Genomic DNA, 15,174 nt, shown 5'->3' on the forward strand with positions numbered 1-15,174 from the left:
CCAGCTGTTTATTTTGCAGCGATTGTCAGGTCTGAGAACAGATTATTCAACACCAGAAAATCACCAGTCGCGTCACAGCCGGGTATTTCCAGCGTCAGATCGCGCGAGCGCAGACGTTGATCGGCGCGCCATTCCAACGATTGCACATGCAGATCTGCACCGCAATTGGCTTCCGTCACTTCGGCTTCGACCGACAGCGCGATCGATCCGGCCTCGATCCCGGTATTGGTCGGGAATGAATAGACCTCGATACTGTGCGCCTTCTCCGAATCGCCCTGGCCCAGATGGATCACGGAACCCGCGCCACCGGCCTCGGAACCGGACCAGACATGGCCGTTTTCGCCATAGCTGGCACCGAATTCGAGCGCATGCAGTTGAAGGTCGGTCTCGCCCTCCCATTGCAGCGCAACGCGGTTATAAGTCTTGATCTCGGGCACGTGGGTCGTGGCCACGGTGCCTTTCTGATCAGAGAAGGAAATCAGGAAAATGGCGTATTCCGCCATCGCCGGTACCGTCAGGTCCAGCCGGCCAAGCGCATCCGTGCGGGTCGAAAACACCAACCCGCTGTGGTGAATCTCGATCGGTTGATCCATATGACAAGGCGCTTTGACCCGAAGCCGGACATTCGCGCCGGGTACGGCCATTGCACGCGCGCTCAGGTCACAGTTCGAGGGGAAGCGTGGCTGAACACGCGATGTCAGAGGGGCGTCGGGTGATACATCTTTACGTGCGGCGGTCGGGGTCGATGAGGTCAGCACAACAGCTTCGAGCCCTGACAGGCCCACCGATTGCTGCGCGATCGAAGCAACACGTTCCGAGCCCGCATCAGGCGCGGGGTGCTGAGCGGATTCGCTCTGCATCAAGTATCCGATAGCCAGGGCGCAGGCAACGGTTCCGCCCGTGGTCACGTAGTTCTTTATTACAAACAAGACACCCTCCCCAGTTGAAGGAGCGAGTCGCAATTTGACCCTCAATCACGGCCAATATGTGGCCGCGAGGCGGACTCATTGTGTCGGATAGAAGGTGACCTTAGGTCAGCCTACCATGACAATGCTTGAATTTCTTGCCCGATCCACAGGGGCATCTGTCATTGCGCGAGGGGTTACCCCAGGTTGAAGGATCATCTTCGACAAACCCCGGTCGTGCATCGCCCGAAGCTTCGGCTTCGGCAACCGCTTCGGCCTGATCTGCCGCCTGATCCACTGCCTGTTGTGCCTGCGCTTGCTGTGCCTGCATCTGCGCCAGCATCTCTTTCTGCTCTTCTTCGGTCAGTGGGCGGACGCGCGACAATTGCTGTGTCACCGTCTCACGCAGGCTGTCGAGCATACCTTCGAACAGCTGGAAGCTTTCGTTCTTGTATTCGTTCAGCGGATCGCGCTGGGCGTAACCCCGGAAGCCAACGACCGAGCGCAGATGTTCCAGCGTCAGCAGGTGCTCGCGCCATTTTCCGTCGATGGTCTGCAGCAGAACCTGCTTCTCGATGTTGCGCATGTTCTCGGGGCCAAAAGCAGCCGCCTTCTGCGCCATCATCTCATCGGCGGCGTTGATCAGACGCTCGCGCACCTGTTCATCATCCACGCCTTCCTCGGCGGCCCAGTCCTGAACCGGCGCGTCAATGGTCAGCTTGTCCTTGATCGCCTCATGCAGCCCGTCCGTGTCCCATTGATCGGCGTAGGATTTCGGTGGCATGTATTCGTCGATCAGATCGTCGATCACCTGTTCGCGCATGTCCGAGACGATTTCCGACAGGTCATCCGAGGACATGATCTCGCGGCGCTGGCTGAACACCACCTTCCGCTGGTCGTTCATCACATCATCAAATTTCAAAACGTTTTTGCGCATGTCGAAGTTACGGCCTTCGACCTTGGACTGCGCCCGTTCCAGCGATTTGTTCACCCAGGGGTGAATGATCGCCTCGCCTTCTTTCATGCCCAGCGTGGTCAGAACCTTATCCAACCGTTCCGAGCCGAAGATGCGCATCAGGTCATCTTCGAGGCTCAGGTAGAACACGGTGCGGCCCGGGTCACCCTGACGGCCCGAACGACCCCGCAACTGGTTGTCGATGCGGCGGCTTTCGTGACGCTCGGACGCCATCACATAGAGACCACCGGCTGTCAGAACCTTTTCCTTTTCTTCCGCGTGGCGGGCCTCTTCGGCTGCGCGCAGCTGGGCCGGGTCGGCCTCGGGGTTCTCGGCCAGCGCCTGCAGCACCTTCATCTCGACATTGCCGCCGAGCTGAATGTCAGTGCCGCGACCGGCCATGTTGGTGGCGATGGTCACTGCGCCCAATCTGCCCGCATCGGCCACGATCTGCGCTTCCTGCTCGTGCTGGCGGGCGTTCAGAACGTTGTGCGCGATGCCTTCCTTCTGCAGCATCTGGCTCAGCACTTCGGATTTTTCGATAGACGTTGTACCCAGCAAGACCGGCTGGCCCGTTTCCTGAGCCTTCTTGGTTTCCTCAATCATCGCGCCGTATTTCTCACCGGCGGTGCGATAGACCTGATCGTCTTCGTCAAGACGCGCAATGGGTTTGTTGGTCGGCACTTCGACCACACCCAGACCATAGATTTCGGCAAATTCCTCGGCTTCGGTCAGGGCCGTACCGGTCATGCCGCCCAGCTTGTCATACAGGCGGAAATAGTTCTGGAAGGTCACGCTGGCCAGCGTCACGTTCTCGGGCTGGATTTGCACGCCTTCCTTGGCCTCGATGGCCTGGTGCAGACCTTCGGACAGGCGGCGGCCCGGCATCATGCGGCCGGTGAATTCATCGATCAGCACCACGTTGCCATCACGAACAATGTAATCCTTGTCGCGCTGGAACAGCTTATGGGCGCGCAGGCCCTGATTGACGTGGTGCACCACGGTCGTGCTTTCCGGATCGTACAGCGAATGCCCCTCGGGGATCAGACTCGCAGCGATCAGCTGCTGCTCAAGAAACTCGTTGCCCTCATCGGTGAAAGTCACGTTGCGGGACTTCTCGTCCAGCGTGAAATGATCGTCGCTCAGCGACGGGATCAGCGCATCTATGGCGGTGTACAGATCCGAGCGGTCCTGCGACGGGCCCGAGATGATCAGTGGCGTACGTGCCTCATCAATCAGGATCGAATCCACCTCGTCGACAATCGCGAAATTGTGGTGCTTCTGATAGACCTGCTCCAGATCCGCCTTCATGTTGTCGCGCAGATAGTCGAAGCCCAGCTCGTTATTGGTGGCATAGGTGATGTCGCATTTATACGCGGCCATCTTCTCGGCATCGGGCTGGCCCGACCAGATCACGCCGGTGGTCATGCCCACGGCGGCGAACACCTTGCCCATCCATTCCGAGTCACGCTTGGCCAGGTATTCGTTCACCGTGACCACATGCACGCCCTTGCCGGTCAGCGCATTCAGATAAGCGGGGAAGGTGGCGACCAGTGTCTTGCCCTCACCTGTTTTCATCTCCGAGATATTGCCCTGATGCAGGAAGGCACCGCCCATCAGCTGCACGTCAAACGCCCGCAGACCCAATGCCCGCTTGGCCCCTTCGCGCACGTTGGCAAAAGCCTCGGGCAAAAGGGCGTCCAGATTCTCTCCATCCAGCGCGCGTTGGCGCAGCTCGGCGGTCTTTTCGATCAGGCCTTCATCGGACAGTTTCTCAAACTCGGGTTCCAGCGCGTTGATCTTTTCGATCAGGGGGCGGGTCGCCTTGATCTTGCGGTCGTTCGGTGTTCCGAACACCTTTTTGGCGAGCGTTCCGAGTCCCAGCATGTTCACTCCAGCGGATCTGTTCTTATCGTGGTTGCGACAGGCTTGCCCACCTTGCGCGCAACCCATAGATACGGGGGGTGAAAGGCGGCCCTGTCCAAGGCTTCAAAGCGATGTAAGCGGCAGGTTCTGAAGTGTCAACGCTGCGCCCTGTCGCGGCAAAGAAATAGGATGATTCCATGCCCAAAGGCCTCACTTTTCTGCCATCGCTGGCGCTTGCTACCGTGATGGCTCTGCCGCTGGCCGCCCAAACCGCACCGGATGCGTCAACTGTTGTAGCACGCGTCAATGACGACGAAATCACATTGGGTCACGTCATCGCTACCGCATCGGCTCTGCCCGCGCAGTATCAGCAGCTGGAAGACGACGTTCTGTATGACTTCATCCTTGAACAACTGATCCAGCAGCACTTGCTGAGCCAGCAGCAAGGCGAACTGAACACCCTGAACGCCTTGCGGCTGGAAAACGAAACCCGTTCGCTGCGCGCGGTGCAGACGGTCGAGGCGATCACCGCCGCCGAAGTGACAGACGAAGCGATCCAGTCTGCCTATGACGCGCAATTCGCCGAGTTCAAAGGCGAAGATGAGTTCAACGCCAGCCACATCCTTGTCGAGACCGAGGAAGAGGCGAACGGGATCAAGACGCAACTCGATGACGGGGCCGATTTCGCCGAACTGGCGAAAGAGAAATCCACGGGTCCTTCGGGCCCCAATGGCGGTTCGCTGGGATGGTTTGGCAAAGGCCAGATGGTGCCGGAATTCGAAAACGCTGTTGTTGCTCTGGAAAAAGGTCAGATCTCGGACCCGGTACAGACGCAGTTCGGCTGGCACGTGGTTGCATTGAACGACAAGCGCAAATCGGAGGCCCCCACGCTTGACGCGGTGCGCGGCGATCTGGCCCAGACCATCCGGCAAGAGGCGATTCAGGCCAAGATCGACGAGCTGACCCAGAGCGCTCAGATCGAACGCCCCGCGCTCGACGGTGCCGGCCCCGAGGTCGTGCGTCAGCTCGAACTGGTTCAGGAGTAAGCTTCCCGTGGCGACGATTACCAAGGTCTCTCCGCTGGCTCCGGCGGGCTTTCCCGAACTGCCCGCCATCGACGGTGTGCGTTTTGCCACCGTTGAGGCAGGCGTGCGCTATCAGGGCCGTACCGATGTGATGCTGGCGGTGCTCGATCCGGGCACCTCGGTGGCCGGGGTTTTCACCCGCTCAGCCACCCGCGCAGCGCCGGTTCTGGATTGTCAGAACAAGATCGGCGGCCCGTCTGACGGGCCAGCGGCGATCCTGGTGAACTCAGGCAATGCCAACGCCTTTACCGGCCACTACGGCCAGACCTCGGTAGCCGAGGTGACCGAAGCGGTCGCCAAAGCCACGGGTGTCGCGGTAGAGCGGGTCTTTACCTCCTCCACCGGAGTGATCGGCGAACCGTTGCCCCATGACCGCATCGTCGCACAGCTTGAGACGCTGAAAGCAGGCCTCAGCCGCCACGCGATCAAGGACGCGGCACAGGCGATCATGACCACCGATACCTTCCCCAAAGGGGCCTCCGCTCAGGTCGAGATTGACGGCAAAACAGTCTCTATTGCGGGGATTGCGAAGGGCTCCGGCATGATCGCGCCCGATATGGCGACGATGCTGGTCTATATCTTCACAGATGCTCAGGTCGACCAATCCGCCCTGCAAGTGATGCTGGGTGCGCAGACCGACCGCACCTTCAACTGCATCACTGTCGACAGCGATACCTCGACCTCAGACAGCCTGCTTCTATGCGCGACCGGAGCGTCGGGCGTCGATACAACCGGTAATACCGCCTTTGCGGACGCTCTGGAAACGGTGATGCTGGACCTAGCGCAGCAGGTGGTGCGCGACGGTGAAGGGGCCACGAAATTCGTAGAAATTCGTGTGACCGGAGCGGAAACGGATGCTGACGCCAAAACCCACGGACTGGCCATCGCCAACTCGCCGCTCGTCAAAACCGCCGTCGCGGGCGAAGACCCCAACTGGGGCCGCATCGTCATGGCCATCGGCAAATCCGGCGCCGCCGCCGATCGCGACCATCTGAGCATTTCCTTCGGAGATATCCTCGTCGCCGAAAAAGGTTGGGTTAGCCCCGACTACAGCGAAGACGCCGCCGCCGCTTATATGAAGGGCCAGGACCTTGTGATCGCCGTCGATCTGGGACTTGGCGAGGGCAAATCCACAGTCTGGACCTGCGACCTGACCCACGGATATATCGAGATCAACGCGGATTATCGCTCGTGAAGACAGTATTGGTGTCCGCGGTCGCCCTGATCGACATCGAGGGCCGCGTTCTGCTGGCCCAACGCCCCGAGGGTAAATCCATGGCCGGTCTCTGGGAGTTCCCCGGCGGTAAGATCGAACCCGGCGAAACCCCCGAGGCCGCCCTGATCCGCGAATTGCACGAGGAACTGGGCATCGACACCTGGGCCTCCTGCCTCGCCCCCCTGACCTTCGCCAGCCACAGCTATGACGATTTCCACCTGCTGATGCCGCTGTTCGCCTGTCGCAAATGGGAGGGCATCCCGCAGTCTAAAGAAGGTCAGGCGCTGAAATGGGTGCGTGCAAATGATCTGCGGAACTATCCAATGCCAGCGGCGGACGTGCCGCTGATTCCGATTTTGCGGGATTGGTTGTAAGGCCTCACCTTCCTGCCAGATCAGGATTAAGCACGGCGTCTGCGTATCAAATTGCGAAGCCAGCGCCGCTTGCGTCTTGGCCGTTATGGTTCCATGCGAAAGGCAATCGTAGGACGACGCTGACAAGTGGTCTCGTCACCCGGGGTCGACATCCCGCTGCAACAGGGGCGCAAATCTACGGCGTGCGGCAGGCCAGTCGAAATGAAAAAGAGGATCGGGCACGCGCCAGTTTTCACCATAGCTTTGTGCCAGTAAGGCGGGTGCGTCTTGGGGCAGCATGATAACCCCTTCATTCAATGGCTTTAGCGGGAATATCGCACTCTCCGGCAGGTCGTTGAGCGCGTAGGGATAGACGCTGAAGCGTCCGTTTTCTGTCCATGCCGGAAACAGGTCGATATCGATACCCAAGCTGTTCTTCACCTTGAATATGATAGAGTTCCCAGCTGAAGAAGAGATGTCCAGACAGCCGCTATCCAACAAGACCTTTTGGTATTGCGACCATTTTTCAGAAACGCCTTCAAGCGTGCACTCGCCTAGATGCACGGCAAAATCGACATCATCGTCATGCGCGATCAGCCGGCCTTCCCGGATATGCCCCAACAATGCCCCGGCATAGAGTATTATCGGTTTTCCCAGCTGAACTACGGGTGCCAGCTCAGCGTCGAGTTTCGAGAATATGTCATTATCCGCCATTTCACCGAATGTTCTGTTGTAGCCATGCGGTGTGATGAAATCTGGATGCAGAGTTTGTCTGATAAGTGCAAAAAAGGCCGTGAATCGGGCCTCCTGACCCTTTTTTGCATAACGTATTTCCATCTGCTTTAGCCGACCATGTATTCGTGCAGGCCTGATCCGCGTATGGCAGGAAAACAGAATATAGGTTTCCTCCCAATCGTCATGCAGTGTCGGATTTCCCAACCTCCGAACATGATCTGCCAGCGATTCCAACGCCAGACGCGTTCTGCGTGGTCGCGGCAGTGCGGTTCGGGTTGAAGCATGCTCAAACACTTTGGTGCGCAGTGCTGCGACGCGCCTCAGGACCTTTGCTTCATTCATGGCTGTTTTTCATAGATTGCTCGGGCCACGATTGCGTCTTCTGACTTGTATTTGGCAAAACCGATACCTTCGATTCCGTAGCATTTCATGAACTGGCACCGTTCCATTTTTTCATCCAGTTCAGCCGCGCTCAGGTAGCGCCGGAAATGCGGAGCGGCGACTTTTTCGGTGTTTCGATCTGCCAATGTCCGGTATTCGAATGCAACAATATCTCCGGGTTCACATCCGTTATGGAGCGCATCAATCAGCGCATCTTCCTCGTCGTCTGTAATCGCGTGCAAAAAGAAACGCGCGTAAACGCACACGGTTTCGGCGCGCCGCTCAGACAGCACCTGTCGAACCCGTCCATCCTTAAGATTGGTTCTGACAAACTCGAGGCCATCTCCGCCCTGCAATCCTGCGTGTTTCTGCGCTGACTCGACGGCGGCCTCTGATGCATCCAATCCGGTTACTTTAAATCCATGACGTGAAAAGAAAAAACTATCACGTGCATTTCCGCACCCGATATCAATGACGTGTGCTTTCCGATCAATTTCATTGGCCACAAACGCGGCAAACTGTGACGGCAGCGACAGCTCCCACGACTCTGCTGAGCGGGTATAAAAGCTGTTCCAGAATGCGTGTCGATCTTCAGGCGGGACCAGCCCAAGTGAGTTTTCGGTCATTAAGGGTATTCTTTCATGCGGCAGTTGAACGACACTGCGAGAGTTTTGTCAGAGCTCCGGCACGACTGCAATTGCTTCTTCATTCGCAATTGCCAGGGGCGAAACACTGTGGCTTGCAAACCAACTCAACTCGCATTGGAGTCTTTCTTTGGGTATGCCGTCTGTTTCGTCCAACTGTATCTATTGTCGTCGGTTGCAGCGTGACTTGTCCCGGTTTTTCATTTTGTACATCTTGTACAACTCGGAAGATCACCCCTCTGACGCTGTTACAATTCGTAAGAATTGAGAAAACATCAGGCAAAACTTGACGCTGATCCTCCGCCTGTCCCTAATCGGGGCATTGGCGTTCGGGCCTGACCCGGAGCCGCCATTTCCGTCCCGGAGGAGGGGTCGGGTGGGGAGGAGAAAAAGATTGGCTCAGACGCAGTCGGGCGCTGAAGGGATGCAATCTCTTCCGGCGCTGTTACACCGCAATGTCATGCAGTTCGGGGATGCCCCGGCCTACCGTGAAAAAGAATTCGGCATCTGGCAATGCTGGAGCTGGGCAGAGGCCGCGAAAGAAATCCGCGCTATTGCGTTGGGGTTTCTGGAAATCGGTGTTGAACCTGGCGACCATATCGCCGTCATAGGCCGCAACCGTCCTGCACATTACTGGTCGATGGTCGCGGCGCAGATGGTGGGTGCGGTTCCGGTGCCTCTGTATCAGGACTCGGTCGCCGAAGAGATGGCCTATGTGCTGGAACATTGTGGCGCGAAATATGTCGTCTGCGGTGATCAGGAGCAGGTCGACAAGGTCATCGAGATTCAGGAAAACCTCCATCAGGTCAAACACATACTCTATACCGACAAGCGCGGGATGCGGAAGTATGACCACTCCCAAATGAACGCGCTCGAGGACATCATGGCCGAGGGCAACGCCGGTCACGCGCGGTTTGATGCCGAGCTGGACAAGCGCATCGCAGCGATCACCTATGACGATACCTGCGTGATGCTCTATACCAGCGGAACAACGGGCAAGCCCAAGGGTGTTGTGCTGTCGAACCGGAATGTCATTGAAAGCGCCAAGAATTCTGCTGAATTCGACCACCTGACCCGGAATGAGGACATCCTGTCCTATCTGCCGATGGCTTGGGTGGGCGACTTCATCTTCTCCATCGGTCAGGCCTATTGGTGCGGCTTCTGCGTGAACTGCCCAGAAAGCGCCGACACGATGATGACTGACCTGCGCGAGATCGGGCCGACCTATTTCTTCGCTCCGCCGCGCGTGTTCGAAACCCAGCTGACCAATGTGATGATCCGGATGGAGGATGCAGGCAAGCTGAAGCAGCGCATGTTCCACCACTTCATGGCGCACGCCAAGAAGGTTGGTGGCCAGTTGCTGGACGGGAAGCCCGTCGGGTTTGGCGACAAGATGAAATACGCGCTGGGCAATATGCTGGTTTATGGGCCGCTCAAGGATACGTTGGGCTATGGCCGTTTCCGTGTGGGTTATACGGCGGGCGAGGCGATTGGGCCGGAAATCTTTGATTTCTATCGTTCTTTGGGGATCAACCTGAAGCAGCTTTATGGCCAGACCGAAGCGACCGTGTTCATCACACAGCAACCCGATGGCGAGGTGCGCGCGGATACGGTTGGCGTACCGGCCCCTGCGGTTGAGCTGAAGATCGATGACAGCGGCGAGATTCACTATCGCTCGCCGGGTGTGTTTGTGGAGTATTACAACAACCCGGATTCCACGGCTTCGACCAAAGATGCCGAAGGCTGGGTGGCCACCGGGGATGCCGGATTCATCGAGGAAACCTCGGGCCATTTGCGGATCATCGACCGCGCAAAGGACGTGGGCAAAATGGCCGACGGGTCGATGTTCGCGCCGAAATATGTCGAGAACAAACTGAAGTTCTATCCCGATATTCTTGAGGTCGTGCTGTTCGGCAATGGCAAGGACCGTTGCGTGGCTTTCATCAATATTGACCTGACGGCGGTAGGAAACTGGGCGGAGCGTAACAACGTGGCCTATGCCTCTTATCAGGAACTGGCGGGACATCCCCGTGTGTTAGAGACGATTCGAAGCCACGTCGAAGAAGTGAACAAGTCGGTCGCGGCGGATGAGATGCTGTCGGGCTGTCAGGTGCATCGCTTTGTGGTTCTGCACAAGGAACTGGATGCGGATGATGGTGAGATGACCCGGACCCGCAAGGTGCGCCGTGGCTTTGTCGAGGAGAAGTTCCACGACATCATCGCAGCGCTTTATGACGGGTCCGAGAGTGTGTCGACTACCACCGAAGTGACCTATGAGGATGGTCGCAAGGGTTCGATTTCTGCGACGCTGGAGATTGTCGACGCACCGGTGGTGCCGGTCGCACAGCATAAGGTGGCGGCGGAATGATGGGCCTGGCGCGCGCCGCTCGACCTGCGGTCATCGCCCCGCCCGCCGTCCCGTTTTTGCGTAAGTCTGGGAGAGGCTGATGCTGGATAATTCCGAAGGATATGTCACCGAAGACGGCCGCAAGATCGGCGGCGTGGTGATGGAGATGAAGAACATCACCCTGCGTTTTGGCGGTGTGGTGGCGATCAAGGATATCTCGTTCGATATTCGCGAAGGCGAAATCCGCGCGATCATTGGGCCGAACGGGGCGGGCAAGTCCTCGATGCTGAACGTGATCTCGGGGTTTTATGTCCCGCAGGAAGGTGAGGTCTGGTTCCACGGGTCTAAGCGCCCGCCGATGCGGCCCTTTGAGGTGGCGCAGCAAGGGATTGCGCGGACGTTTCAAAACATCGCTCTGTTCGAAGGAATGAGCGTTCTGGACAACGTCATGACCGGGCGCTTGGGTTACATGAAGACCAACATTTTTCAGCAAGCTTGGTGGAAGGGTAAGGCCGAAGCGGAAGAGACTGAAAACCGCGAGGCCGTCGAGAAGATCATCGACTTCCTTGAAATTCAGCACATCCGCAAGACACCTGTGTCGCGCTTGCCCTATGGTTTGAAAAAGCGCGTCGAACTGGCACGTGCGCTGGCGGCAGAGCCCAAGCTACTGTTGCTGGACGAACCGATGGCCGGGATGAACGTTGAAGAGAAAGAGGACATGAGCCGCTTTATCCTCGACGTGAATGATGAGTTTGGCACAACGATTGCCCTGATCGAACATGACATGGGCGTTGTAATGGACCTGAGCGACCGAGTGGTCGTGATGGATTATGGCAAGAAAATTGGTGATGGCACGCCGGACGAGGTGCGCAACAACCAAGAGGTCATCGACGCCTATCTGGGGGTCAGCCATGACTGACCTTCGAGCCGCGCCAAGAAAATTCGCCGAATTTTCTCCTGCCCTGTACCCGACAACATTTGATCGGAGGACCCTCTGATGCCTGAACAACTCGTATTTGCGATGGAGGTCATCCTCAACGGTCTGATGGCCGGGGTCCTCTACGCTCTGGTCGCGCTGGGGTTTGTGCTTATCTACAAGGCATCCGGCATTTTCAATTACGCCCAAGGGGTTATGGCCCTGTTCGCAGCGATGACGCTGGTTGGGATCATGAATGGTCAGGTGCCCTTTGCGCATCTGATCAATGCGACCTTCGGCACGCATGTCTATAATTTCGGTTGGAACGTGCCTGCGCTGCTGGCGATCCTTTTGACCATGGCCGTAATGGTGTTGCTGGCCTGGGCGGTGCAGCGGTTCGTGATGCGCCATCTGGTCGGGCAGGAACCGATCATCCTGTTCATGGCAACCATCGGTCTGGCCTATTTCCTAGAGGGTGTGGCTGACCTGATGTGGGGATCCGAGATCAAGACGCTGGATGTAGGCTTGCCGCAAGGCATCAACCTGTGGATCGATGAGACGACCTTCAACATCTTTGATTACGGCTTCTTTATCGACAATCTGGACATCGTGGCGACGATCATCGCTGCACTTCTAGTGGCGGCTCTGGTCGCATTCAGCCAGTACACCAAGCAGGGCCGGGCGATGCGCGCGGTGGCGGATGACCATCAGGCGGCGCTGTCGGTGGGAATCTCGCTGAACTTCATCTGGGTCATGGTCTGGTCGGTGGCCGGGTTTGTGGCGCTGGTCGCAGGCATCATGTGGGGCACCAAATCAGGTGTGCAGTTCTCGCTGTCTCTGATCGCGCTCAAGGCGCTGCCGGTACTGATGCTGGGCGGGTTCACTTCGATCCCCGGCGCCATCGTCGGTGGGCTGATCATCGGCGTGGGCGAGAAGCTGTTCGAGTTCGCACTCGGCCCCGCGCTGGGTGGCGCGACCGAGAACTGGTTTGCCTATGTTCTGGCGCTGATCTTTCTGGTGTTCCGGCCGCAGGGTCTGTTCGGCGAAAAGATCATCGAGAGGGTGTAGCGATGACCAAGCTGATCGCCATCATCAACGTGATCGCATGGGCAGGGTTCTGGGCCTTCGGATATATCGCTCTGACCTCCGATGACCTGAGCGAAGGTCAACTGGTGATTGCCGCGATTCTGGCCTTTGCCGGGCTGGTCATGGGTGTTCTGGCTTACATGAAACTGGTGCGCGCCTCTGAGGCAACCGGATATGCCAAAGGCACCAACCAATTGGACTCCGCAGCCCGGAACCGGGCGCAGGAAGAATGGGGAAAGTAAGATATGTTTTATCGTGAGGCCGGGGATTTCAAAACCTCTTACATCGCCGACAGCCAGACTTTCCCGATCAAGTTTGACCGGTATCGGTATTATGTCGTGCTGGCGGTGGCGTTCGGGATCATTCCGTTCATCATCAACGACTATTGGGCGAATGCGCTGCTTCTGCCCTTCCTGATCTACGCCATTGCAGCGATCGGGCTGAACATTCTGGTTGGTTATTGCGGGCAGGTCTCGCTGGGGACCGGTGGGTTCATGGCTGTGGGGGCCTATGCCTGCTACAAGCTGATGACGGCCTTTCCTGATGTCAGCATGTTCATCCATGTGATCCTTGCCGGAGGTGTCACGGCGCTGGTTGGCGTGTTGTTCGGCCTGCCGTCACTGCGGATCAAAGGGTTCTATCTGGCGGTGGCCACACTGGCGGCGCAGTTCTTCCTTGTGTGGCTCTTCAACCGGGTGCCGTGGTTCTACAACTACTCGGCCTCGGGTCAGATCAACGCGCCCGAGCGGGATGTGTTCGGCATTATCATCACTGGCCCGAACGCGCCGGCCTGGGCCACCTATCTGTTCTGCCTGATCTTCCTGACGGTCTGCGCCATCATTGCCCGCAATCTGACGCGCGGTACCACGGGCCGGACCTGGATGGCGATCCGCGACATGGACATCGCGGCCGAGATCATCGGGGTGAACCCGCTCAAGGCCAAGCTGACCGCCTTTGCCGTCAGTTCGTTCTTTGTCGGTATCTCGGGTGCACTGTTCTTTGCGGTCTATCTGGGCGCGGTCGAAGTGGGCGAGGTGTTCGGTATCCAGAAGTCATTCCTGGTGCTGTTCATGGTCATTATTGGCGGGCTAGGCTCGATTTTCGGGTCCTTCGCCGGGGCAGCCTTTCTGGTTCTGCTGCCGGTTGTACTGAAGCTGCTCGGCGTCGATCTGCTGGGCTGGCCCACGGATATCGTCGCGCATCTCAACCTCGTGATCGTGGGCGCGCTGATCATCATGTTCCTGATCCTCGAACCGCACGGGCTGGCGCAGCTGTGGCGTGTGGCGAAAGAAAAACTCAGACTCTGGCCGTTCCCGCACTAAGGGGTCTGCCCAACGAAAAGACGGGTGTGAAACCCGAAACCCAACATCGGATCAATCAAGGGAGGAGACACCCGATGAACAAGAAACTGGCAACCCTGGCGCTGGGCGCCGTGATGGCCGCAGGCCCGGTCATGGCCGACCTTGTGTTCCCGTCGCTCAGCTACCGGACTGGCCCTTACGCGGCAGGCGGTATCCCGTTTGCAGACGGTTACGCCGACTATTTCACCCTGCTGAACGAACGCGATGGCGGCATCGGAGGTGTTCCGGCCAAGGTGATCGAATGTGAAACCGGCTATAACACTGAAAAAGGTGTGGAATGCTATGAATCGACCAAGGGCGAAGGTGCTCTGGTCTATCAGCCGCTGTCGACCGGTATCACCTATCAGCTGATCCCCAAAGTGACAGCAGATGGCATCCCGCTGCACACGATGGGTTATGGTCGGACCTCTGCCGCGAACGGCAAAGTGTTCAGCCATGTGTTCAACTATCCGGCCAACTATTGGAACGGTGCATCGGGTTCGATCAACTATCTGCTTGATGAAAACGGTGGTGACCTGAGCGGCAAGAAAATCGCGCTGGTCTATCACAACTCGGCCTACGGCAAAGAGCCGATCCGCACGCTGGAAACGCTGGCAGAAAAGCATGGCTATGAGCTGACCTTGCTGCCCGTTGACCACCCCGGTCAGGAGCAGAAGTCGCAGTGGCTGCAGATCCGCCGTGAAAAGCCCGACTATGTGATCATGTGGGGCTGGGGCGTCATGAACCAGGTTGCGGTTCAGGAAGCTGCCAACATCCGCTTCCCGATGGAGAACTTCATCGGTGTCTGGTGGTCCGGCGCAGAATTCGACGTTGAGCCTGCAGGCGACAAAGCCACCGGCTATAAGGCGCTGACCTTCACCGGTCTCGGCAAAGACTATCCGGTCTATGACGATCTGCAGAAATATGTTGTGGACGCGGGCAAAGCTGCAGGCTCGGGTGATCAGCTGGGCACGGTTCAGTACAACCGCGGTCTCTATGCTGCGATGCTGGCGGCCGAAGCCGTAAAGACCGCACAGGACATGCACGGCACTGCAGACATCGACGCATCGATGATGCGCGATGGCATGGAAGCGCTGGAGATCACCAATGCCAAGATGGAAGGTCTGGGCATGGCCGGTTTCGGACCCGAGTTCTCGGTTTCCTGTGAAAACCACGGTGGCCCCGGACTGGTCGGCGTCGTCCAGTGGGATGCAGCAGCCGGCACCTGGAACCCGGTTCAGGACTTCAAGCCAACCGATGTCGAGGTCATCAACGCGCTGATCGAAGAAGACTCGGGCGCTTACGCGACTGAAAACAACATTTCGGCACGCTGCGAATAAACAAC

The 15,174-nt window shown here is 57.9% G+C and carries 13 protein-coding genes; 9 read left to right on the forward strand and 4 right to left on the reverse strand.

Annotation, left to right across the window (positions count from 1 at the left end; all coding sequences use genetic code 11):
• Nucleotides 1–8 precede the first annotated feature (8 nt).
• Together ACR0NF_RS09760 and secA are read right to left on the reverse strand one after the other, a co-directional pair.
• On the reverse strand, nucleotides 9–929 hold the full coding sequence (locus tag ACR0NF_RS09760) for a hypothetical protein (RefSeq protein WP_480778170.1): 921 nt from the start codon (nucleotides 927–929) through the stop codon (nucleotides 9–11).
• 100 nt (nucleotides 930–1,029) lie between these two features.
• Nucleotides 1,030–3,747, reverse strand: a complete 2,718-nt coding sequence (gene secA, locus ACR0NF_RS09765) for a preprotein translocase subunit SecA (RefSeq protein WP_480667745.1) — start codon at nucleotides 3,745–3,747, stop codon at nucleotides 1,030–1,032.
• 176 nt (nucleotides 3,748–3,923) lie between these two features.
• Here secA and ACR0NF_RS09770 point away from each other — a divergent pair, with 176 nt between their 5' ends.
• From ACR0NF_RS09770 to mutT, 3 genes are read left to right on the forward strand one after another with little or no spacing between them, the layout of a single operon-like run.
• Nucleotides 3,924–4,772 (forward strand): peptidylprolyl isomerase, encoded by an 849-nt coding sequence (locus tag ACR0NF_RS09770; RefSeq protein WP_480778171.1) that lies wholly within the window; start codon nucleotides 3,924–3,926, stop codon nucleotides 4,770–4,772.
• Between the two features lie 7 nt (nucleotides 4,773–4,779).
• Nucleotides 4,780–6,006, forward strand: coding sequence for a bifunctional glutamate N-acetyltransferase/amino-acid acetyltransferase ArgJ (argJ, locus tag ACR0NF_RS09775; RefSeq protein ID WP_480778172.1), 1,227 nt, complete (start codon nucleotides 4,780–4,782; stop codon nucleotides 6,004–6,006).
• Complete coding sequence (gene mutT / locus ACR0NF_RS09780) at nucleotides 6,003–6,401, forward strand: 8-oxo-dGTP diphosphatase MutT (protein WP_170334201.1); 399 nt, start codon at nucleotides 6,003–6,005, stop codon at nucleotides 6,399–6,401. The genes argJ and mutT overlap by 4 nt, the downstream gene beginning before the upstream one ends.
• Before the next feature lie 135 nt (nucleotides 6,402–6,536).
• Here the strand turns inward: mutT and ACR0NF_RS09785 are convergent, their stop codons facing one another.
• Complete coding sequence (locus ACR0NF_RS09785) at nucleotides 6,537–7,217, reverse strand: hypothetical protein (protein ID WP_480778173.1); 681 nt, start codon at nucleotides 7,215–7,217, stop codon at nucleotides 6,537–6,539.
• Nucleotides 7,218–7,453: 236 nt separating this feature from the next.
• Entirely contained in the window at nucleotides 7,454–8,122 is a 669-nt protein-coding gene (locus ACR0NF_RS09790) for a class I SAM-dependent methyltransferase (RefSeq protein WP_480660172.1), read from the reverse strand.
• A 442-nt stretch (nucleotides 8,123–8,564) separates the two neighbouring features.
• On the opposite strand from ACR0NF_RS09790, the gene ACR0NF_RS09795 reads away from it, so the two are divergent.
• From ACR0NF_RS09795 to ACR0NF_RS09820, 6 genes are all read left to right on the forward strand, one after another.
• On the forward strand, nucleotides 8,565–10,508 hold the full coding sequence (locus ACR0NF_RS09795) for an AMP-binding protein (protein WP_480471939.1): 1,944 nt from the start codon (nucleotides 8,565–8,567) through the stop codon (nucleotides 10,506–10,508).
• A gap of 79 nt (nucleotides 10,509–10,587) precedes the next feature.
• Nucleotides 10,588–11,406: an ABC transporter ATP-binding protein gene (locus ACR0NF_RS09800; RefSeq protein ID WP_170694891.1), complete on the forward strand. Its 819-nt coding sequence runs from the start codon at nucleotides 10,588–10,590 to the stop codon at nucleotides 11,404–11,406.
• A gap of 78 nt (nucleotides 11,407–11,484) precedes the next feature.
• Complete coding sequence (locus ACR0NF_RS09805) at nucleotides 11,485–12,471, forward strand: branched-chain amino acid ABC transporter permease (RefSeq protein WP_480471387.1); 987 nt, start codon at nucleotides 11,485–11,487, stop codon at nucleotides 12,469–12,471.
• 2 nt (nucleotides 12,472–12,473) lie between these two features.
• Complete coding sequence (locus ACR0NF_RS09810; RefSeq protein ID WP_480471388.1) at nucleotides 12,474–12,731, forward strand: hypothetical protein; 258 nt, start codon at nucleotides 12,474–12,476, stop codon at nucleotides 12,729–12,731.
• Between the two features lie 3 nt (nucleotides 12,732–12,734).
• Complete coding sequence (locus ACR0NF_RS09815; protein WP_480471389.1) at nucleotides 12,735–13,811, forward strand: branched-chain amino acid ABC transporter permease; 1,077 nt, start codon at nucleotides 12,735–12,737, stop codon at nucleotides 13,809–13,811.
• A gap of 74 nt (nucleotides 13,812–13,885) precedes the next feature.
• Nucleotides 13,886–15,169 carry an ABC transporter substrate-binding protein gene (locus ACR0NF_RS09820; protein WP_480471390.1) on the forward strand — a complete coding sequence of 428 codons (1,284 nt, stop codon included), beginning with the start codon at nucleotides 13,886–13,888 and terminating at the stop codon, nucleotides 15,167–15,169.
• Nucleotides 15,170–15,174: the final 5 nt, after the last annotated feature.

The sequence above is a fragment of the Ruegeria sp. CF4 genome (assembly GCF_056537345.1).

Excerpts from the sequence above, each read along its gene's own strand:
- ACR0NF_RS09815 (WP_480471389.1), top strand. The coding sequence starts at position 12,735 with ATGTTTTATCGTGAGGCCGGGGATTTCAAAACCTCTTACATCGCCGAC.
- ACR0NF_RS09805 (WP_480471387.1), top strand. The coding sequence starts at position 11,485 with ATGCCTGAACAACTCGTATTTGCGATGGAGGTCATCCTCAACGGTCTG.
- ACR0NF_RS09770 (WP_480778171.1), top strand. The coding sequence starts at position 3,924 with ATGCCCAAAGGCCTCACTTTTCTGCCATCGCTGGCGCTTGCTACCGTG.
- ACR0NF_RS09785 (WP_480778173.1), bottom strand. The coding sequence starts at position 7,217 with ATGGAAATACGTTATGCAAAAAAGGGTCAGGAGGCCCGATTCACGGCC.
- ACR0NF_RS09820 (WP_480471390.1), top strand. The coding sequence starts at position 13,886 with ATGAACAAGAAACTGGCAACCCTGGCGCTGGGCGCCGTGATGGCCGCA.
- ACR0NF_RS09790 (WP_480660172.1), bottom strand. The coding sequence starts at position 8,122 with ATGACCGAAAACTCACTTGGGCTGGTCCCGCCTGAAGATCGACACGCA.
- secA (WP_480667745.1), bottom strand. The coding sequence starts at position 3,747 with ATGCTGGGACTCGGAACGCTCGCCAAAAAGGTGTTCGGAACACCGAAC.
- ACR0NF_RS09810 (WP_480471388.1), top strand. The coding sequence starts at position 12,474 with ATGACCAAGCTGATCGCCATCATCAACGTGATCGCATGGGCAGGGTTC.
- ACR0NF_RS09800 (WP_170694891.1), top strand. The coding sequence starts at position 10,588 with ATGCTGGATAATTCCGAAGGATATGTCACCGAAGACGGCCGCAAGATC.
- ACR0NF_RS09795 (WP_480471939.1), top strand. The coding sequence starts at position 8,565 with ATGCAATCTCTTCCGGCGCTGTTACACCGCAATGTCATGCAGTTCGGG.